The sequence below is a fragment of the Rhizobium sp. LARHSG275 genome (genome assembly GCF_052871115.1).
The window spans coordinates 366,759-387,514 of the sequence record NZ_JBIXJN010000002.1 but is presented as its reverse complement, the minus strand read 5'-3'; the positions used below and the strand labels follow the sequence as shown (position 1 = coordinate 387,514).

The 20,756-nt window shown below is 62.0% G+C and carries 16 protein-coding genes; 4 read left to right on the top strand and 12 right to left on the bottom strand.

What is annotated here, in order from left to right; all coding sequences use genetic code 11:
* Window positions 1–262: 262 nt before the first annotated feature.
* Window positions 263–925, bottom strand: a complete 663-nt coding sequence (locus ACIPSK_RS03825; RefSeq protein WP_017964275.1) for an invasion associated locus B family protein — start codon at window positions 923–925, stop codon at window positions 263–265.
* Window positions 926–1,209: 284 nt separating this feature from the next.
* On the opposite strand from ACIPSK_RS03825, the gene ACIPSK_RS03820 reads away from it, so the two are divergent.
* Genes ACIPSK_RS03820 through ACIPSK_RS03810 form a run of 3 tightly spaced genes read left to right on the top strand, consistent with a single transcriptional unit; the run spans window position 1,210 to window position 4,259 of the window.
* The gene (locus ACIPSK_RS03820) at window positions 1,210–3,012 is read left to right on the top strand and encodes an extracellular solute-binding protein (protein WP_162118610.1); all 1,803 of its coding nucleotides are present in this window, start codon (window positions 1,210–1,212) and stop codon (window positions 3,010–3,012) included.
* A 60-nt stretch (window positions 3,013–3,072) separates the two neighbouring features.
* Window positions 3,073–3,744: a DsbA family oxidoreductase gene (locus ACIPSK_RS03815; protein ID WP_162118611.1), complete on the top strand. Its 672-nt coding sequence runs from the start codon at window positions 3,073–3,075 to the stop codon at window positions 3,742–3,744.
* A gap of 11 nt (window positions 3,745–3,755) precedes the next feature.
* Window positions 3,756–4,259, top strand: coding sequence for a GrpB family protein (locus tag ACIPSK_RS03810; RefSeq protein ID WP_162118612.1), 504 nt, complete (start codon window positions 3,756–3,758; stop codon window positions 4,257–4,259).
* Window positions 4,260–4,296: 37 nt separating this feature from the next.
* Here the strand turns inward: ACIPSK_RS03810 and ACIPSK_RS03805 are convergent, their stop codons facing one another.
* From ACIPSK_RS03805 to ACIPSK_RS03795, 3 genes are read right to left on the bottom strand one after another with little or no spacing between them, the layout of a single operon-like run.
* The gene (locus ACIPSK_RS03805; protein WP_162118613.1) at window positions 4,297–4,764 is read right to left on the bottom strand and encodes an OsmC family protein; all 468 of its coding nucleotides are present in this window, start codon (window positions 4,762–4,764) and stop codon (window positions 4,297–4,299) included.
* A gap of 50 nt (window positions 4,765–4,814) precedes the next feature.
* Entirely contained in the window at window positions 4,815–8,315 is a 3,501-nt protein-coding gene (mfd, locus tag ACIPSK_RS03800) for a transcription-repair coupling factor (RefSeq protein WP_162118614.1), read from the bottom strand.
* Window positions 8,312–8,617 (bottom strand): FAD assembly factor SdhE, encoded by a 306-nt coding sequence (locus tag ACIPSK_RS03795; RefSeq protein ID WP_012757428.1) that lies wholly within the window; start codon window positions 8,615–8,617, stop codon window positions 8,312–8,314. Before ACIPSK_RS03795 ends, mfd begins: the two co-directional genes overlap by 4 nt.
* A gap of 92 nt (window positions 8,618–8,709) precedes the next feature.
* Between ACIPSK_RS03795 and recG the strand changes: the two genes are divergently transcribed.
* On the top strand, window positions 8,710–10,815 hold the full coding sequence (recG, locus tag ACIPSK_RS03790) for an ATP-dependent DNA helicase RecG (protein WP_162118615.1): 2,106 nt from the start codon (window positions 8,710–8,712) through the stop codon (window positions 10,813–10,815).
* Window positions 10,816–10,896: 81 nt separating this feature from the next.
* Here recG and ACIPSK_RS03785 read toward each other — a convergent pair whose 3' ends face one another.
* From ACIPSK_RS03785 to ytfQ, 8 genes are all read right to left on the bottom strand, one after another.
* Window positions 10,897–11,604, bottom strand: a complete 708-nt coding sequence (locus ACIPSK_RS03785) for a DUF502 domain-containing protein (protein WP_162118616.1) — start codon at window positions 11,602–11,604, stop codon at window positions 10,897–10,899.
* Between the two features lie 135 nt (window positions 11,605–11,739).
* Entirely contained in the window at window positions 11,740–13,566 is a 1,827-nt protein-coding gene (gene glmS / locus ACIPSK_RS03780) for a glutamine--fructose-6-phosphate transaminase (isomerizing) (RefSeq protein ID WP_162118617.1), read from the bottom strand.
* A 109-nt stretch (window positions 13,567–13,675) separates the two neighbouring features.
* Window positions 13,676–15,037: a bifunctional UDP-N-acetylglucosamine diphosphorylase/glucosamine-1-phosphate N-acetyltransferase GlmU gene (glmU, locus tag ACIPSK_RS03775; RefSeq protein ID WP_162118618.1), complete on the bottom strand. Its 1,362-nt coding sequence runs from the start codon at window positions 15,035–15,037 to the stop codon at window positions 13,676–13,678.
* A gap of 164 nt (window positions 15,038–15,201) precedes the next feature.
* Window positions 15,202–15,987: a FadR/GntR family transcriptional regulator gene (locus ACIPSK_RS03770; RefSeq protein ID WP_162118619.1), complete on the bottom strand. Its 786-nt coding sequence runs from the start codon at window positions 15,985–15,987 to the stop codon at window positions 15,202–15,204.
* Between the two features lie 16 nt (window positions 15,988–16,003).
* Entirely contained in the window at window positions 16,004–16,972 is a 969-nt protein-coding gene (gene yjfF / locus ACIPSK_RS03765) for a galactofuranose ABC transporter, permease protein YjfF (RefSeq protein WP_162118620.1), read from the bottom strand.
* A gap of 5 nt (window positions 16,973–16,977) precedes the next feature.
* Window positions 16,978–17,982 carry an ABC transporter permease gene (locus ACIPSK_RS03760; RefSeq protein WP_162118621.1) on the bottom strand — a complete coding sequence of 335 codons (1,005 nt, stop codon included), beginning with the start codon at window positions 17,980–17,982 and terminating at the stop codon, window positions 16,978–16,980.
* Window positions 17,979–19,502, bottom strand: coding sequence for a galactofuranose ABC transporter, ATP-binding protein YtfR (gene ytfR, locus ACIPSK_RS03755; protein ID WP_162118622.1), 1,524 nt, complete (start codon window positions 19,500–19,502; stop codon window positions 17,979–17,981). Before ytfR ends, ACIPSK_RS03760 begins: the two co-directional genes overlap by 4 nt.
* A 218-nt stretch (window positions 19,503–19,720) precedes the next feature.
* Entirely contained in the window at window positions 19,721–20,683 is a 963-nt protein-coding gene (ytfQ, locus tag ACIPSK_RS03750) for a galactofuranose ABC transporter, galactofuranose-binding protein YtfQ (RefSeq protein WP_162118623.1), read from the bottom strand.
* Window positions 20,684–20,756 lie beyond the last annotated feature (73 nt).

The following is a 20,756-nucleotide window of genomic DNA, read 5'->3' as shown; positions in this document are numbered from 1 at the left end:
CAAGCTCGGCGGCTGGAACGGCTACGCCTCGGCCAAGCCGCCGGGCCCAATCACCTTCTTCAACGGCCTCAAATACTTTCGAGCCGTCGCCGATGGATGGGCTTTGCGAGATATGTATATGCCCTAGCGTTTTTACGGGGAGAGGGTGAGGGGCAGCCATTGGCACGAACCGGACCACGGTGGCACAAGCTGCAGAGATCGAAATCTACCAACAAAAAACCCGGCGTGAAGCCGGGTTTCTGTTTCAAAGAAGGTGACAGGATTACTGCGCCTTGGCTGCCTTCTGCGCGTCTTCCAGCTTCTTGCGGGCTTCTTCGGCCTTCTTCTGCATGCTGTCCTGCAGGCTGCGCTGGCTTTCAGCGAGCTTGGATTCGGAAACCGGTTCGCCGTCATAAGCACCGGTGAAGCCTTCAAGCGAAATCTTGATCGGGTTCGGGGCGCGGCGGAAGTTGATCGAGGTGAAGATCACGTCGCTGCCCTTCTTGAGGCTGGCGATCATCGCGTCGGTCAGCGGGATTTCAGCGGTGCACTTGTCCGGCAGGCAGACGGCGTAGTCGAGCTTTTGGCCTTTGCCGCCGTCGATCTGCATGAGGACGCCGGGAGGGACGAGGCGTGCAGTGGGAACCGAGACCTGCAGGAGCTTGCGGTTGATCTTGCCGGAAACCGAGATCAGGCCGACGGCCGTGACGAGCTGGCCGCCATTGGCGAGGATCAGGTTCTGGACAACACAGATGTCGTTGTCTTCCTGCTTGCTGCAGGTCTTGTACCAGCCGAGCTTCGGCGCTCCTGCGGCCTGTGCCGGGGCATCGGCCGGAGCCTGTGTCGCCGCATCCTGTGCGAAGGAGGAGACCGGAGCCGAAGCGCCGAACACCACTGCCAGAACGGACAGTGCTGCCCGCATTTTCTTTTCAGACTTGAACATCATAACGAATTCCGTCTCCTGATATCCGTTCGGGGCAACGTCTTGCCGCCCCAACCATCGGGTCGTTCGGCACTCCACCTCTTAAAAAAATAAGGCAAATGCATGACCCCTAAACTTCGGGTTCACCTGTTACATCGCAGCGTGCAAGATATCCAGCACTTCTTTGGCAATTTGACGCGCATTTCGTCGCGATGCCAAAGAAATCGCCGCTCCGTGTTGGAATCGGTCGACCCCATGATAATCTTGGCGTGAATCATGCCCCGTTTTCACGGATCAAGGATTGTCGAATGCTCCGTATCGTCGTCCCCCTCGTCCTCTCGCTGCTGTGCGGCACGGTCGCCGCCGAGCCGCTGCACGGCATCGCGATGCACGGCGAGCCTGCTCTGCCGGCTGATTACAAGCACTTCCCTTACGTCAATCCCGACGTCAAAAAGGGTGGCAAGATCACCTATGGCGTGGTCGGCACCTTCGACAGCCTCAACCCGTTCATCCTGAAGAGCATGCGCACGACGGCGCGCGGCATGTGGGATCCGGACTATGGCAATCTCGTCTACGAATCGCTGATGCAGCGCTCCAGGGACGAGCCTTTCACCCTCTACGGCCTGCTTGCCGAGACGGTCGAATGGGACGACGATCGGAGCTTCATTCAGTTCAACCTCAATCCGAAGGCGAGATGGGCCGATGGCCAGCCGGTGACGCCGGAAGACGTGATGTTCACCTTCGAGCTGATGCGCGACAAGGGCCGCGTGCCCTTCGCCAACCGCCTCAACGTCGTCGCCAAGATGGAGAAGGTCGGCGAGCACAGCGTGCGCTTCACCTTCAACGACAAGGCCGACCGCGAGACGCCGTTGATTTTCGGTCTGTTTCCGGTGCTGCCGAAACATGCGATCGATCCGGCAACCTTCGACCGTTCATCGCTGACGCCGCCGGTCGGGTCCGGTCCCTACAAGGTGAAGACGGTGAAGCCCGGCGAGAGCATCACCTATGAGCGCGACCCCAACTACTGGGGCAAGGACATTCCCGCCAAGGTCGGCACCGACAATTACGACCAGATCACCGTCCAGTATTTCCTGCAGGATACGACGCTGTTCGAGGCCTTCAAGAAGGGCGATGTCGACATCTATCCGGATGGCAATCCCGGCCATTGGGCCAATGCCTATAATTTCCCCGCCGCCACCTCGGGGGCCGTGGTCAAGGACGTGTTCACGCCGAAATTGCCGAGCGGCATGCTCGGCTTCGTGTTCAATACGCGCCGGCCGATCTTTGCCGATCTCAAGGTGCGCGAAGGCCTGTCGCTGGTGTTCGATTTCGAATGGGCGAACAAGAACCTCTATTCCGGCGCCTACAAGCGCACGCAGAGTTTCTGGCAGAATTCCGAGCTGTCGAGTTTTGGCGTCCCCGCCAATGCGGCCGAGCTTGCCCTGCTCGGGCCGATCAAGGACAAAATTGCCCCGGAGATTCTCGACGGCACCTACAAGCTGCCAGTCACCGACGGCTCCGGCCGCGACCGCAATGTGCTGAAACAGGGCGTCGAGTTGCTGAAACAGGGCGGCTATACGATTCAGGGCGGCAAGATGCTCGATGCCTCCGGCCGCCAGCTCGCCTTCGAGATCATGACGCAGAATGCCGACCAGGAGAAGCTCGCCGTCGCCTACCAGCGTTCGCTGCAGACCATCGGCATCGCCGCTTCGATTCGCACGGTCGATGATTCGCAGTATCAGAGCCGGACGAACAGTTTTGACTACGACATGATCATGAAGTCCTACACGTCGTCGCTATCGCCTGGAAACGAACAGCTCGGCCGCTGGTCTTCGGCAGCGAAGACCCGCGAGGGCAGCGACAGTTTCGCAGGCGCTGCCGACCCCGATCTCGATACGCTGATCGATCACCTGCTTCGGGCGCGCTCGGCCGAGGATTTCACCGCAGCGGTGCGCTCCTATGACCGGCTGCTGCTGTCCAGCCATTACGTGCTGCCGCTCTATCATATGGATCAGCAATGGGTGGCGCGCAGCAAACGCATCGGCCATCCCGACACGGTGCCACTCTATGGCTACCAGCTGCCGCTCTGGTGGGATACGAGCGCCCAATAAGAACAGCCGAACCGCCCGGCTTACATGTCTCCCTTGGAGACCCATAGAAGGAAAATCATCATGGAGCGTATCACCATCGACGTCGTCTCGGATGTCGTCTGCCCCTGGTGCTATCTCGGCAAGGCGCGGCTGGAACTCGCCATCGCCGAGGTGCAGGACCAAATCGGCGTCGACATCAACTGGCGGCCGTACCGGCTCAATCCCGACTATCCCAAGGAAGGCGTCGACCAGAAGAAGGCGCTGGCGGAGAAGCTCGGCGGCGAGGAGCGCGTGGCGCAAGCGCACAAGATGCTCAGCGATTATGGCCGCGAGGTCGGCATTGCCTTTAATTTCGAGGCGATCAAGATCGGCCCGAACACGCTCGATGCGCATCGACTGATCCACTGGGCGATGATCGAAGGCCGCGAGAAGCAGGACAAGGTCGTTGACGCGCTGTTCAAGGCGAATTTCGAGGAAGGCCGCAATGTCGGCGACCATGCGGTGCTGCTCGATATCGCCGAAAAGTCCGGCCTCGACCGCTCAGTCATCGCCTCGCTGCTTGCCTCCGATGCCGACCGCGATCTGATCGTCGCCGAGATCAAGGCGGCCCAGGAGATGGGCGTCAACGGCGTGCCGTTCTTCATCTTCGACCAGCAGTATGCCGTCAGCGGCGCCCAGACGCCTGATGTGCTCGCGAATGCATTGCGCGATATCGCCAAGGCGAAAGCCGAGGCGCGATCGGGCCTCAACTGAAGCTACCGGTCATGCGGATCGAAATTGAGGAGCCGCGGCAAAGCTGGGTCGAGGATTTTGCGAGCCTCAAATCCGCAATCATGGGCGCAGCACCCGCCGGGGCATATCTGCATCACTTCGGCTCGACGGCCGTTCCCGGGCTTCCCGCCAAGAATATCATCGATATTCAACTAACGGTGCACGATCTCGCCGACGTCGATGCTGACGCATTCGAAGAGGCAGGCTTCGAGCGCAGACCAATCGTCATCGATCACTGCCCTCCGGGAGTTGATCTGGCGGAAGGCGAACTGCGCAAGGCCTTCTATCGCAGCAACGGGCGTCCGGCGAATTTGCACATGCGCGCCCATCCGACAGCGGGAAACGCCTACGCTCTGATCAAGCAGCGGCTTGCCCAACGGTTTCCCGACGACGTCGATTTCTACTACGACATTAAGGATCCGGTGTTCGACATCATCATGGACGGCGCCAATGACTGGGCAAAGCTGATCGGCTGGTCAGAACCGCCGGGCGATTGAAGCCGCCAAATCTGGTGCGCGTAATTATTGCGGCAGCTCAGCCCAGAACCGGAAAGCAGCGCACCTCGGTCTTCACCGAATTGGCGATGAAGCATTCGTCGTGGGCGCGATGGTGCAGGGCTTCGAACTCGCTTAACGAGGGCTGCTTCTCGCCGCTGAAGACGACATGCGGACGGAGCGTCACGACGGTCATGGCAAGGCGGCCCTCGGCATTCTTTTCCGTCACGCCTTCGGCGGCATCGGTGTAGCTGTCGACGCAGAATCGCTGTTTGGCGGCGAGCGACAGGAACCAGAGCATGTGGCAGCTGGAGAGCGAGGCGACGAAAGCCTCTTCCGGATCGACGGCATCTTCGGCGGAATAGGGCAGCGGCACGACATGCGCGGAAGAGGATGCCCTCACCTCGATGCCGCCGTCGAAACTCCAGCGGTGGGCGCGGCTGTAGCGGTTGTCGGTGAAGGTCTCGCCGTTGCGCTGCCAGGCGATCGTTGCGCCGTATGTCGCCATTCTCAATCTCCCTTTTCCACGCAGTTCCGGACGCTTTTACTCGAATTGCTCTATTTCGCGAGTTCGGCCAGTTGCGTCATGATGACCGCTGCCCCCTGCAGGCGTTTTTCCGGCGTCGGCAGGTCTCGGGTCAGGAACAGGCTGTGGTCGGGACGGATCTTCGCCATCGTGCCCTGTTTGCCGATATAACCGACCAGGTTGGCCGGATTGGGGAATTCCTTGTTGCGGAACTGCACGACGACACCCTTCGGGCCGGCATCGAGTTTTTCGACATTGGCGGTGCGGCAGAGCGACTTGATGTAGACGATCTTCAGCAGATGCTGGACTTCGATCGGCATCGGGCCGAAGCGGTCGATCATCTCGGCGCCGAAGCCGTCGATCTCCTTGAGCTCGGTGATTTCGCCGAGGCGGCGGTAGAGCGCCATGCGCAGGTGCAGATCGGGAACGTATCCTTCCGGGATCATTACCGTCGTGCCGACGGAGATCTGCGGCGACCAGCCGGTGTCGTGGATCTCGTCGACACCCTTCACCTCGGCGACCGCCTCTTCCAGCATCTGCTGGTAAAGCTCGAAACCGACCTCCTTGATGTGGCCGGACTGCTCCTCGCCGAGCAGGTTTCCGGCGCCGCGGATATCGAGGTCATGGCTTGCCAACTGGAAGCCGGCACCGAGCGTATCCAGCGACTGCAGCACCTTCAACCGGCGTTCGGCGGTGGCCGTCAGCACCTTGTTGACCGGCAGGGTGAAGAGCGCGAAAGCGCGCACCTTCGAGCGGCCGACGCGGCCGCGCAGCTGATAGAGCTGGGCAAGGCCGAACATGTCGGCGCGGTGGACGATCAGCGTGTTGGCTGTAGGCACGTCGAGGCCGGATTCGACGATGGTTGTGGACAACAGCACGTCGTAGCGGCCTTCATAGAAGGCGTTCATGATGTCTTCGAGTTCGCCGGCCGGCATCTGGCCATGGGCGACGGCGACCTTCAGCTCCGGCACATCCGACTGCAGGAAGGCATGCACATCCTCGAGGTCGGCAAGCCTAGGGCAAACATAGAAGCTCTGGCCGCCGCGATAATGCTCGCGCATCAGCGTCTCGCGGATGACCAGGCTGTCGAAGGGCGAGATGAAGGTGCGCACCGCCATGCGGTCGACCGGCGGCGTGGTGATCAGCGACAGTTCGCGCACGCCGGTCATGGCAAGCTGCAGCGTGCGCGGGATCGGCGTTGCCGACAGCGTCAGCACATGCACGTCGCTCTTCAGCTCTTTCAGCCGCTCCTTGTGCTTGACACCGAAATGCTGCTCCTCGTCGATGACGAGCAGGCCGAGATTGGCGAATTTGATGCCGGCGCCGAGCAGCGCATGGGTGCCGACGACAATATCGGTCTTGCCTTCCGCCACTTCCTTCTTGGTCAGCGCCAGCTCCTTGGCGCCGACGAGGCGCGAGGCCTGCTGGATGCGCACCGGCAGACCGCGGAAACGGTCAGAGAAGGTCTTGAAATGCTGGCGGGACAGCAATGTCGTCGGCACGACGATGGCGACCTGGGCGCCGTTCATCGCTGCGACGAAGGCGGCGCGCAACGCCACTTCGGTCTTGCCGAAGCCGACGTCGCCGCAGACGAGGCGATCCATCGGCCGGCCGGCGCCGAGATCGGAGCGCACCGCCTCGATGGCGTTTTCCTGGTCCTCGGTCTCGTCATAGGGGAAGCGGGCGGCGAATTCGTCGTAAAGGCCTTCCGGCGTCGTCAGCATCGGCGCATGGCGCGTCAGGCGCTCGGCGGCGATGCGGATCAGCGCATCGGCCATATCGAGCAGGCGCTTCTTGAGCTTGGCTTTGCGCATCTGCCAGGCGCCGCCGCCGAGCTTGTCGAGTTGGGCTTCGGTGCCCTCGCCGCCGTAACGGGAGAGAAGATCGATGTTTTCGACCGGCAGGAAGAGCTTGGCCTCGTCGGCATACTGCAGCTCGAGGCAGGCATGCGGCGCGCCGGCGGCCTCGATGGTCCTCAGCCCGATGAAGCGGCCGATACCGTGTTCGGCGTGGACGACGATCGAGCCCTCGTCGAGGCCTGCAACTTCCGAGATGAAATCGGCGGCGCGCTTGCGGCGCTTCGAGCGGCGCACCATGCGGTCGCCTAATATATCCTGCTCGCCGATGACGACGAGGTCGCCGGCCTCGAAGCCGGCTTCGAGGCTGAGCACGGCAGCAGCCGCCTCACCTCTCGCCAGCGAGCCGACATCCTTCAGCGCCTCGATCGGCTTGACCTTTTCCAGGCCATGTTCGTTCAGCACCTGCAGCAGGCGTTCCAGCGAGCCTTCGGTCCAGGCGGTGACGAGCACTTTCGCGCCGGCGGCGCGGCGATCGGCAATATGCTTGACGACGACGTCGAAGATATTGATGCGTTCGGCATCGCCGCCGCCTTCGGCACTCGAACGAGCCCAGCGCTGGCCCTGGCGGGCGTCGATGTTGACGACCCGCCGCGCCTCGCCCTCGTGCTCGTTAAAGGGGCTGATGCGGATCGCGCCGAGCGCATCGAGGGTTTTGACGAAAAGCTTGCTGTCGAGATAGAGCTGCCCCGGCGTCACCGGCTTGTAAGGCGTGCCCTGCGTCATCCCCTTGGCCGGCTGGCCGGAATTCAGGCGGGCATCGTAATAGTCAAAAACGAGCTTGGAGCGCTCTTCGGCTGCTTCACGCACCGTATGGTCGATGACGATGCGGAAGCCGCTCAAATAATCAAAGACGGTATCGAGCTTCTCGTAAAAAAGCGGCAGCCAGTGCTCCATGCCGGGGTACCGGCGGCCTTCGGAGACGGCGAGATACAGCGCGTCGTCACGCGTGGTCGCGCCGAAAGCGGAGAGGTAATTCTTGCGAAAACGGCTGATCGTATCGGGGGTCAGCGTCACCTCGCTCATCGGGTTGAGATCGAGGGAGCGCACCTGCCCGATCGTGCGCTGGCTGGCCGGATCGAAGCTGCGGATGCTTTCCAGCGTGTCGCCGAAGAAATCGAGGCGGACCGGCTCTTCGGAACCCGGCACGAAGACGTCGAGAATGCCGCCGCGCACGGCATATTCGCCGACCTCGCGAACGGTGGCGACGCGCTCGAAGCCGTTGCGCTCCAGGCGGCCGGCGAGATCGTCCATGCGCAGCTGGTTACCGGGACGGGCCGAAAAACTCAGGCTTTCAATGACATCCTGCGGCGCTACCTTCTGCAGCATGGCATTGGCGGTGACGAGCACGATTGCCGCATGCGGCTTCTTGCGATGGGCGATGAGGCCGCCGAGGGCGGCCAGCCGGCGGGCGGAGGTGTCGGCGCTCGGCGAGACGCGGTCATAAGGCAGACAGTCCCAGGCCGGCAGGGTGAGAACCGGAATGTCGGGGGCGACGAAGCCCAGCATCTGCTCCAGATCGGCCATGCGGTGGCCGTCGGACATGACATAGGCGACCGGCTCTCCCGTTCGGGCGAGCTCGGCGAGCAGCAGCGTTTCAAGGCCTGCCGGCACATTGCCGATCGTCAGCGGCTCGGCAATGGCCGCAAGCTTCTTCGCATCGAAACCAGGGATCATTCCGGCGTCCTGAGGGGCTTGTCAAAATCGGGTTTGTAGGCGGCGATGCGAGCAAACATCGGGGTCTGGAAACGCTCGGGCACCGGCCATGTTCCCATGATCCAGCGGACGAGATCATTGTCCTCTTCCGCCATGATCGTCTCGAACTCGTCGAGCTCGGCTTCCGACAGTCTGGCGACCTCGGCTTCGGCGAATTGGCCGAAGACCAGATCCATCTCGCGGATGCCGCGATGCCAGCAGCGGAAAAGGATCCGGCGGCGGCGCGGGTCGAGACCGGCACTGGTGAGCGTGACACCTGTCATGGCATTACCTTCCTGTTGATGCGCCTCTATAGACCCTGGAAAGCGGCTTGTCAGCCTTGCCAAGGCCGCATTGTTCATCGCATTTTGGCCGCATGCGCCCCGCCATTCTCGATCCTCTGTTTTCCCCCATTTCGGGCCTTCCGGGCGTCGGCCCGAAGATCGCCGACCTGCTGGTCAAACTGCTCGGGCGCGAGACGCTGGAGGATTGCCGGGTCATCGATCTGCTCTTCCACGCGCCCTTCTCGCTGATCGACCGGCGCAACCAGCCTGGCATCGCCCGCGCGCCACAGGGTGCGGTCGTAACAATCACGGCGCGCGTCGACCGGCACCAAGTGCCGCCGCGCGGCAAAAGCAACATCCCCTATCGCGTCTTCCTGCATGACGAGACCGGCGAGCTGACGCTGGTCTTCTTTCGCGGACAGGCGGCGTGGCTGGAAAAGCAGCTTCCCGTTGACGCGGAGGTGACCGTCAGCGGCAAGATCGACTGGTTCAACGGCCGCGCCTCGATGGTGCACCCAGACTATATCGTCAGGGCTGAGGAGGCGGAGAGCCTGCCGCTCGTCGAGCCGATCTATCCGCTGACGGCCGGACTTTCACCGAAGACGCTGCGCAAGATCATCGACGCCGGCCTGCCGCGTTTTCCCGAACTGCCGGAATGGATCGACCTGGCGTTGACAGAGAAACAGGGCCTGCCGTCGATCCGCGACAGCTTCCACATGCTGCACGAGCCGCGCGATCCCACCGACATCGACCCGCAGGCCCCTGCCCGGCGGCGGCTTGCCTATGACGAATTCCTCGCCGGCCAGCTATCGCTGAGCCTGGTGCGGCAGAGGCTGCGCAAGGTGGCGGGCCAGCCGGTGCATGCCACCGGCGCCATCAGCAGCAAGATCCTGAAGAGCTTGCCCTTCTCGCTCACATCAAGCCAAAACGAGGCAATCGCCGAGGTTTTGAAGGATATGGCCGGCAACGAGCGCATGCTGCGGCTGCTGCAGGGCGATGTCGGTTCCGGCAAGACGCTGGTGGCGCTGATGGCGATGGCAGCGGTGATCGAGAGCGGCGGCCAGGCCGTGCTGATGGCGCCGACCGAAATCCTGGCGCGGCAACATCACGCGACGATCTCGAAATTCACCGCAGGCACCGGGCTCGGCATCGAGGTGCTGACCGGGCGCACCAAGGGACGCGAAAGGGAGGAAATCCTGGAGCGCATCGGCTCGGGTGCTGCCCAGATCATCATCGGCACGCATGCGCTGTTCCAGGACAGCGTCGCCTACGCCAATCTGATGCTTGCCGTCGTCGACGAGCAGCACCGTTTCGGCGTGCATCAGCGCCTGCGGCTGACCGCCAAGGGCCTCTCGCCGCACATGCTTGTCATGACGGCGACGCCGATCCCGCGCACGCTGGTGCTCGCCGCCTTCGGCGACATGGACGTCTCCAAGCTCACCGAAAAACCGGCCGGTCGCAAGCCGATCCAGACGATCACCGTGCCGATGGAGCGGACCGGCGAAATCGTCGGGCGGCTGCAAAGCGCGATTGCCGAGGGCAAGAAGGCCTACTGGATCTGCCCGCTAGTCGAAGAATCCGAAGAGCTTGACCTGATGTCGGCCGAGGAGCGGCATGCGACGCTGGTCTCAGCGCTTGGCCCTGATGTCGGCCTGATCCACGGCCGCATGAGCGGACCGGAGAAGGACGCGGCGATGATGGCGTTCAAGAACGGCGAGACCCGGCTGCTCGTCGCCACCACCGTCGTCGAGGTCGGTGTCGACGTGCCGGATGCGACGATCATGGTGATCGAACATGCCGAACGCTTCGGCCTGGCGCAATTGCATCAGCTGCGCGGCCGCGTCGGGCGCGGCGACGAGGCCTCAACCTGCATCCTGCTCTACAAGGGACCGCTCGGCGAGACCGGCCATGCCAGGCTTTCGATCATGCGCGAGACGGAGGACGGCTTCCGCATTGCCGAGGAGGACCTGAAGCTGCGCGGTGAAGGCGAATTGCTCGGCACAAGGCAATCCGGCACGCCGGGTTTCCGCATCGCCAGCCTCGAGGCGCATGCCGACCTGCTGGAGATTGCCCGCAAGGATGCGGCTTACCTCATCGAGCGCGATCCGGAATTGACCACCGAGAGAGGCACGGCGATTCGCACCCTGCTCTATCTTTTCCGCCGCGACGAGGCGATCCGTTTTCTTAGAGCGGGATAAAGCGCGCCGCGGCGCGCTTTAAGCCTTCCTTCCATGCATGTCGTTATCCCAAAACCGCTGAACACTTTTGGGCGACATGCATCATTCGGCCTTGGAAACTGCCACCGGCTTCGGCCGCGGCAAGTGCTTCTGCTTCGGCTCCGGCTGGGGGATCTCAGGAGCCACGAGACCGCCCGAAATCAGGAACTTGGCGGCATCCTCCGGCGACATGTCGAGCACGACGATCTTCTCACGCGGAACGAAGACGAGGAAACCGGCCGTCGGCACCGGCGTCGGCGGCAGGAAGACCGCGACCATATCCTGGCCCATCGCATTGAACTTCGAAGCGATTTCGCCTTTGGCGTCGGTGGCGACGAAAACCAGCGCCCAGAGACCGGGACTTGGATATTCGATGAGGCCGACTTTCTTGAAGGAGTTCGACTGCTCCTTCAACACGGTCTCGAAAATCTGCTTCACGCTTCTGTAGATCGTCCGTACGAGCGGCATGCGCTGGACGACGGATTCGCCGAAACCGACGATGCTCTGGCCGATGAGGTTCTTGCCGAGGAAGCCGACGACGGTGATCAGGATAACGGCTGTCAGCAGGCCGAAACCGGGAATAGCGAAATTGAGATAGCTTTCGGGATTCCAACGTGCCGGAATATAGGGCCGGACCCAACTGTCCGACCAATGGATGAAGGTCCAGGTCAGCCAGATGGTGATCGCGATCGGGGCGCAGATGATCAAACCTGCGAGAAAATTATTCCTCAGCCGGGTCGCGACCGGCATTCTGGGGGCGTTGTCGGCCATCGTTTCCAGATGAACTCCATCTCAGTCCTGGACAGGCCGGAACGCCGGCCCTTCCCCCTTGTCCGCAGACCAAAACTGCCAGAATTCTGGGCGTCGCACAATATGTTTCGGCGGCACGGTCGCGGCGTTACAGGCTTATTCCACAGTCACCGATTTCGCCAGGTTGCGCGGCTGATCGACATCGGTGCCCATGAAGACAGCGGTGTGATAGGCGAGCAGCTGGATCGGCAGCGAGAAGATCATCGGCGCGATGATTTCGTCGACGACAGGCAGGGCGATCGTCGCCATGGTCGGCAGTTTCGAGGCAGCCGCACCGGCCTCGTCGGTGATGAAGATGATGCGGCCGCCGCGGGCTGCGACCTCCTGCATGTTCGAGACGGTCTTTTCGAAGAATCGGTCGTAGGGGGCGATGACGATGACGGGCATGTTCTCGTCGATCAGCGCGATCGGTCCATGCTTCAATTCGCCGGCGGCATAACCCTCAGCGTGGATATAGGAAATTTCCTTGAGCTTCAGCGCGCCTTCCATAGCGAGCGGGAAGCTGGTGCCGCGGCCGAGATAGAGCACGTCCTTGCACTTCGACAGCTCACGCGACAGACTTTCCATCTGCGGCTGGATGAGGTTCAGCACCCGGCTCATGATGCGCGGCATTTCGGCGAGATGGCGCACCAGCGCCCTCTCCTCCTCGGCACTCACCGTGCCGCGCGCCTTGCCGGCGCCGATCGCCAGCGCTGCCAGCACGGCAAGCTGGCAGGTGAATGCCTTGGTCGAGGCGACGCCGATTTCGGGGCCGGCCATGATCGGGAAGACGGCGTCGGATTCACGCGCGATCGTCGATTCGCGGACATTGACGACGGCGCCGATCTTCAAGCCGTTTTCGCGGCAATAGCGCAAGCATGCCAGCGTATCGGCGGTCTCGCCGGACTGCGAGATGAAGAGCGCAGCCTGCGACGGCGACAGCGGCATTTCGCGGTAGCGGAATTCGGAAGCGACGTCGATCTCGACCGGCAGGCGGGCATAACGCTCGAACCAGTATTTGCCGACGAGGCCGGCGAGATAGGCAGTACCGCAGGCAGAGATGGCAAGGCCGGTCGCCGCCTTGAAGTCGATCGCGGCGGCGTTGGCGCCGATCGTGTTCTCGGCGAAATCGACATAGTGACTGAGCGCGTGAGAGATCACCTCCGGCTGCTCGTAGATTTCCTTTTCCATGAAGTGGCGGTGGTTGCCCTTATCGACAACATAGGCGGTCGCCTGCGAGGTCTGGCGGGCGCGGTTGACCGGCTTGCCGGCGAAATCGAGCACCGAGACACCATCGCGGGTGAGGACAGCGCAATCGCCGTCGACCAGATAGGTGATCTCGTTGGTGAAGGGCGAGAGCGCGATCGCATCCGAGCCGAGGAACATCTCGCCGCGGCCATAGCCGACGGCAAGCGGCGGACCGGAACGGGCGGCCATGATCGTACCGGGATCGGCCTTGAGCATGATGGCCAATGCATAGGCGCCGGTTACCCGGTTCAGCATCTTCAGCATGGCGGCGCGCGGCTCCAGGCCTTCGCGCAGGTATTTCGCCATCAGATGGGCGACCACTTCGGTATCGGTCTGGGTTTCGAAGACCGAGCCCTCTTCCGTCAGTTCGTCGCGAAGCTCGGAGAAGTTCTCGATGATGCCGTTATGGACGACCGCGACGCCCTCGACGAAATGCGGATGGGCATTGGTCTCGTTCGGAACGCCATGGGTCGCCCAGCGCGTGTGGGCGATGCCGACGGTGCCGGGCAGCGGTTCGCTGTCGAGGCGCTTTTCCAGATTGAACAGCTTGCCCTCGGCGCGGCGGCGATCCATCACGCCGTCATGGATGGTGGCGACACCGGCGGAATCGTAACCACGATATTCGAGACGCTTCAGCGCATCGACCAGGCGCCCGGCAACAGGCGCAGTTCCGACGATCCCCACAATGCCGCACATATAGTATCCCCATGAAGGCTTCGATGACGAGGCCAGTCCTAACGATTCCTGCTTATTTCTCAATCACCTCGGCGGTCACTTTCAATTTCCGCCGGTTACGCAAGGCCGGTCAGGCTTTCGCCTTCTTCGCCGCCTTGATAGCGAGCGCACGCTCGCGCAGCAGCGTCGCACGGCCGGGCTTGATCTCCTGCCGAGCGCGGCCGAGCGCCAGCGCGTCGGCCGGAACATCGACGGTGATGACGCTGCCGGAGGCGATATAGGCGCCGTCGCCGATCGTCACCGGCGCGACCAGCGAGGAATTGGAACCGATGAAGGCGTTTTCGCCGATCACCGTCTCGCTCTTGTTGACGCCGTCATAATTGCAGGTGATCGTGCCGGCGCCGATATTGCTGCCGGCGCCGATGACGGCATCGCCGATATAAGTCAGGTGGTTGACCTTGGCGCCCTCGCCCAGCCGGCCGTTCTTGACCTCGCAGAAATTGCCGACTTTGGCGCCGCTGGCGAGATCGGCGCCCGGCCGCAGCCGCGCGAAGGGACCGACAGTCGCGCCCTGACTGACATGGGCGCCTTCGATATGCGAGAAGGCGTGAATGACGGCGCCGCTGTCGATCACCGCGCCGGGGCCAAAGACGACATTCGGCTCGATCAGCGCGTCCTGGCCGATGACGGTATCGTAGGAGAGAAACACCGTTTCCGGTGCGATCATGGTGACGCCTGAAAGCATCATCTGGTGGCGGCGGCGCTCCTGCCAGAAGCGCTCGATGACGGCGAGTTCGGCCCGGGTGTTGCAGCCGGTCATCTCGATCTCAGGCGCATCGACCGCGGTGACGCGTCCGCCGAGCGAACGAGCGATCTCGACGAGGTCGGTCAGATAGAATTCACCCTTGGCGTTAGCGTTGCCGATGCGCGAGAGAAGATCGAGCGCCTTGCTACCGCTAATCGCCATCAGCCCGCTGTTGCACCATGTGACGGTGCGCTCGGCATCGGTCGCGTCTTTTTCCTCGCGGATGGCAATGAGTTCGCCGTCCTTGACGAGCAGGCGGCCGTAGCCGCTCGGCCGGTCGGTGTGGAAACCGATGACGACGACATCGCTGCCATCGGCAAGGGCCTGGCGGGCGGCCTTCAGCGGTGCGTCGGTCTGCAGGGGCACGTCGCCATAGGTGACGAGGATATCGTCATAGCCCTTGGCGATCGCTTCGCGCGCCGCCAGCACCGCGTGGCCGGTACCGAGACGTTCCTTCTGCAGATAGGATTCGATGCCGACGCCGTCGATGCTTGCCGCCTTTGCCACGTCCTCGGCGTCACGGCCGACGACAAGGGCGACGGACGAGATGCCGGCAGAGGCAACCGCCTCGACCACGTGGGCGATCATCGGCCGTCCGGCGACCGGATGCAGCACCTTTGATTTCGAGGATTTCATCCGCGTGCTGTCACCGGCGGCAAGGATGACGGCAAGACAAGTGCGTTCCATGATTTGCTCCGCGAATCCGCGCCACGAGGCGGCTTTATCGCCTCATACTGCATAATTCCCTAAATCGGAATCGATTTAAGGATAAATTATGCAGCCATTCGAAGCGCTGCAGCGTCCTTTGCGCCTCTCGAAAAGATGCGCGGCGCTGCAGACAAGAACAGCCTTCACAAAGGTGAAATTGCGCTCGAAATCGACCCTGTGACGGGCTCGGAGCCGCGGGCCGCGAAGGCTTCATGCACATGATGGCGGCCGTCCAGGATGACGTCCTCCATCGCGCGGCGCGCAGCACTGCTATCGCCGGACACGATCGCATCGACGATGCGCATATGGGTGTCGGCGATATTGGCGAAGCCGTTTTCGGTTGGCGGCGTGCTCATCCGGAACATGCCGACGAGGGCTGCTTCAATGAGGCTGCCCAGTGTCCGCATGAAGGGATTGTGCGAGGCTTCGGCGATCGCCAGGTGAAAACGAAGGTCGGCGAGTGCCAGGCTGTCGGCCGTATGACCAGGCGCCGCCATCTCGAGCGCCAGCCCGCGCAGCATCTCGATATCCTCGGCATTCGCCCGCTCGGCGACGAGCCCGGCGGCGAAGGGTTCGAAGGCGAGACGAATATCGTAGAGCTGCAGCAGAAACTCTTCCGTCACGCCGTTGTCGAAGTGCCAGGCGATGATCTCGCTGTCGAACATGTTCCAGAGGTTCTTCTCGGTCACACGCGTGCCGACCCGCGCCTTGGCGACGACCATGCCCTTGGCGGCAAGCGTCTTCATCGTCTCACGCAAGACGGTGCGGGACACTTTGAAACGCTGCGCCAGTTCCGTATCGCCCGGCAGGATCGAGCCAACGGGATAGGTGCCGGCGACAATCGCCTTGCCGAGTTCGTCGACGACCTGGGCGTGGCTCGTCCGGGTTCTGCGCCCCGTCTTGCGTGTCTCGTCCAATTTGTAGCGCAAGCGATCCGTCTCCCCCTCAGGCGTACCTCTTGTTCAGACTGGAAACGAACAGGATGGCTTTCTGCATCAGGATGAATGCAAACAGCAGAAGGCCAATCAGGATCTTGGTCCACCAGCTCGACAGCGTGCCGTCAAAGGTGATGTAGGTCTGAATGAGCCCCTGGATCAGGATACCGATCAAAGTTCCCGCCACGAATCCCGCTCCTCCGGTCAGCAGCGTCCCCCCAATGACCACCGCCGCGATAGCATCGAGTTCGACGCCGACTGCTGCAAGAGAATATCCAGCAGAGGTGTACAGCGAAAAAACGATCCCGGATAGGCCTGCAAGAAATCCCGACAGCGCATAGATCTGGATTGTCGTGCGGCCGACCGGCACACCCATCAGCCGCGCCGTCTGCGCGCCGCCGCCGAGTGCATAGACGTTGGTGCCGAAGCGGGTGCGCTGGGCGATGAAGATGCCGACCGCAAAAACCAGAAGCATGATACCGCCGATCAGCGTCAGCCGCCCGCCGCCGGGCAGACGCCAATAGAGGCTCGTCAACGTCGAATAATATTCGTGATCGATCGGGATGCTGTCGATCGAGAGCACGAAGGCCATGCCGCGCGCCAGGAACATGCCGGCGAGTGTGACGATGAAGGCCGGCATTTCGAGATAGTGGATGATCGCGCCCATGACCGCGCCGAAGGCGGTGGTGATGACGAGCACAATCGTAAAGGCAAGCAGCGGATGGATCGAGGTCTTCTGCAGGATGACCGCGAGGAAGACGCCGGTGAAGGCAATGACCGATCCGATCGACAGATCGATACCGCCGGAGATGATGACGAAGGTCATGCCGACGGCGGCAATGCCGAGAAAGGCATTGTCGGTCAGAAGATTGCCGATGACGCGGGTCGACAGCATGTTCGGATATTGCAGCGTGCAGCCGGCATAGGCGAGCACGAAGATGACGACGGTAGCCAGCAGCGGCAGGTATTTGGAGTTCATTTCGGCTACTCCCTTCCGCTCTGCCGGCGGCTGGCGAAGATGGCGAGCGATTGCACCGCCGGCGACTGGATGACGAGGATGACGATAATGATGACCGCCTTGATGATCAGGTTGAATTCAGGCGGGAAACCGGAAGACAGGATGCCGGTATTCACAGCCTGGATGATCATTGCGCCGATCAGCGATCCGAGAATGCTGAAGCGGCCGCCGAGCAGCGAATTGCCGCCAACGACGACGGCGAGGATCGCGTCGAGTTCCAGCCAGAGACCGGCATTGTTGGCATCGGCGCCCTTGATGTCGGCGGCGACGATGATGCCCGCGATCGCGGCACACAGCCCGCTCAGCATATAGACGGCCATCAGCAGCACCGGCGTTTGAATTCCGGACAGTGTGCTGGCGCGGCGATTGATGCCGACGGCCTCGATCAGCATGCCGAGTGCGGTGCGGCGGACGAGCAGGATGACGAGTAGGCCGACGAGAAACCAGATGACGACAGGCATCGGCAGCAGGGCCATGGAACCGCTGCCGAAGAAGGTCAGCCCATCATCGTTGAAGGTCAGGATAGCGCCCTCGGTGATCAGCTGGGCGATGCCGCGACCGGCGACCATCAGCACCAGCGTGGCGATGATCGGCTGGATATTGAGCACGGCCACCAGGAAACCGTTCCAGACGCCGCAGGCGATACCGATCATCAATGTCAGGAAAATAGTGTAGGCCACTGAATTTCCTGAAACAATCGACGATGCAGCGACGGCGCCGCAGATAGCCACGACCGCCCCGACGGACAGGTCGATGCCCTTGGTGGCAATGACCAGCGTCATGCCGATCGCCAGCAGCGCCACCGGCGCGCCGCGATTCAGCACGTCGATGAGGCTGCCATAGAGGCGCCCGTTTTGAACCACGACATTAAAAAACTGCGGCGACGTTATGAAATTCAACAAGAGAATGACAACGAGCGCGATCAATTGCGGCGCCAGGCGATAGGCCAGCGCATTCCGGGAGGACTTCATGCTTCCTCCGTCTTGTGCTCGGCGGCAGCGATGGCATCGACGATGCCGGCGGCGGTGATACGTTCGCCCGTCAATTCGGCGATATGCTGCCGGTCGCGAAGCACGATGATACGTGAGCTATAGGCGACAAGCTCTTCAAGTTCCGATGAAATTACGATCAATGACATGCCTTCGGCGCAGAGCTGTTCGATGAGCCGGATGATCTCGGCATGGGCGCCGACATCGATGCCACGGGTCGGCTCGTCGAGGATCAGAAACTTGGGATTGGTCGCCAGCCAGCGGGCGAGGATCGCCTTCTGCTGGTTGCCGCCGGAGAGCAGCCGGATCGGCTTTTCGCGGTCCGTGGTGCGGATATCGAGCGCCTTGATGTAGCGGTCGGCAAGGGCATTCTGCTCGGCGCGCGAGAGCGGCCGGGTCCAGCCGCGGCGCGCCTGCAGGGCAAGGGCGATGTTCTCCCTGATCGACAGGTCGCCGATGATGCCATCGGTCTTGCGGTCCTCGGGGCAGAAGCCGAAACCCTTTCCGATCGCGGCGCGCGGGCTGGAGAGCGTCACCGGCCGGCCGTCGATCGTGGCGCTGCCGCTGTCGGCGTGTTCAACGCCGAAGAGCAGTTCGGCGGTTTCGGTACGGCCGGAGCCGAGCAGCCCGGCGACGCCGACCACCTCTCCGGCGCGCACCTCAAGGTCGAAAGGCTTGACCTTGCCGCGTTTGCCGTAGCCTGAAAAACGATATCGAACCTCGCCTGCCGCAAGGCTGCGTTCCCTGACAGTCTCTTCGACATGCGCCAGTTCGCGGCCGAGCATCATGGCGATCAGGCCCTGGCGCGGCAGATCGACGGCATCACGGGTGCCGACGAGCTTGCCGTTGCGCAGCACGGTAATGCGGTCGCTGATCGCATAGACCTGCTCAAGAAAATGGGTGATGAAGACGATGCCCAGGCCGCGCTTCTTCAGGTCTTCGATGATGCGGAAGAGCAGCGCGACCTCCTGGTTGTCGAGACTTGCCGTGGGCTCGTCGAGGATCAGCACCTTGCCTGAGAGATCGACGGCGCGGGCGATGGCAACCACCTGCTGGACGGCGACGGAAAAACGGCCAAGTTCGGCGGTAACGTCGATATCGATGCCGTAACCGGTGAGCAGATCGCGCGCCTGGCGGTTCATCGCGCGCATGTCGGTCATGCCGAACCGTCTTGGCTGGCGTCCGAGAAAGAGATTTTCGGCGACGCTTAAATTGGCCAGCAGGTTGACCTCCTGGTAGACGGTGCCGATGCCGAGCTTCTGGGCGGCGAGCGTATTGGCCGGATTGATTTCCTGGCCGTCGAGCGCCAGGCTGCCCTCGTCACGATGATAGGCGCCGGTGATGCACTTGATCAGCGTCGACTTGCCGGCGCCGTTCTCGCCCAGCAATGCGTGCACCTCGCCTCTGCGGAGCGTGAAATCGACCTTATCCAGCGCCACCGCGCCGGGAAAGAATTTCGATATTCCTGAGGCCGCGAGAACGTTCTCGAAATCGTGAGTCATAAGGGTCAGTTTTCCTGATATTGACGGCAAAAGCCGCGCCGCGGCCGGACATGATGTCCCAAGGCGGCGAGGCAGTTCCGCACCGGTCCATGACGGGCCGGTGCGGTTCTACAGCGCCCCTCGTCTTTTCAGACACCGACGCTGTAGCGCTTTGAATTGCTGCATGATCTATCCTGAAATCGATTCAGACCTCAGGAATTATGCAGTGTCAAATCAGATCAGTAGCCCTGGCCCTTCTTCTCTTCGTAGACCTTCATCGGGTCGTCGGCAGGCGTGTAGAGCTTCGACTCAGTCTGGATCCACTTCGCCGGAGCCTTCTTGTCCTTCAGATAGGCTTCGAGCGCATCGAAGGCCGGACCTGCCATATTCGGCGTCAACTCGACCGTGGCATTGGACTCACCTTCGGACATGGCTTTGAAGATATCGGGCACGGCGTCGATGGAGACGACGAGGATATCCTTGCCGGGCTTCAGGCCGGCTTCCTTGATCGCCTGGATGGCGCCGACGGCCATGTCGTCGTTATGGGCGTAGAGAGCGCAGATATCCTTGCCGCCATTCTCGGCCTTCAGGAAGCTTTCCATGACTTCCTTGCCCTTGGTGCGGGTGAAGTCACCGGTCTGGCTGCGAACGATCTTGAGGTTGTCGTGGCCGGCAAGGGCTTCTTCGAAGCCCTTCTTGCGGGCGATGGCCGGCGATGAACCGGTGGTGCCCTGAAGTTCAACGACATTGCACTTCTTGTCGCCGACGGTCTTGACCAGGAAGTCGCCTGCGACCTTGCCTTCATGGACCAGATCCGACGTAACAGCCGTCAGGTAGAGATCGTCGGGAGCCTTGATGGTACGGTCGAGAAGGATGACCGGAATCTTGGCTTCCTTGGCTTCCTTGAGAACGTCGTCCCAGCCGGTTTCGACGACCGGAGCAATGAGAATGGCATCGACGCCCTGAGCAATGAAGGAGCGCAAAGCCTTGATCTGGTTTTCCTGCTTCTGCTGCGCATCGGCAAACTTCAGATCGATGCCGCGCTTCTTGGCCTGCTCCTTGGTCACGGTCGTTTCAGCCGCACGCCAGCCCGATTCCGAGCCGATCTGCGAGAAGCCGACAGTCAAACCACCGGCCGAAGCCGAACCGAACATGCAGGCAGCCAGAATCGTGGCACTCAAAAGTGCAGTCTTCAATTTCATGATTTCCTCCCAATGCCGCATCTCGCGGCGCCGGGTCAAAAAATCATATAGTATTACTTTTGTAAATCGGAAT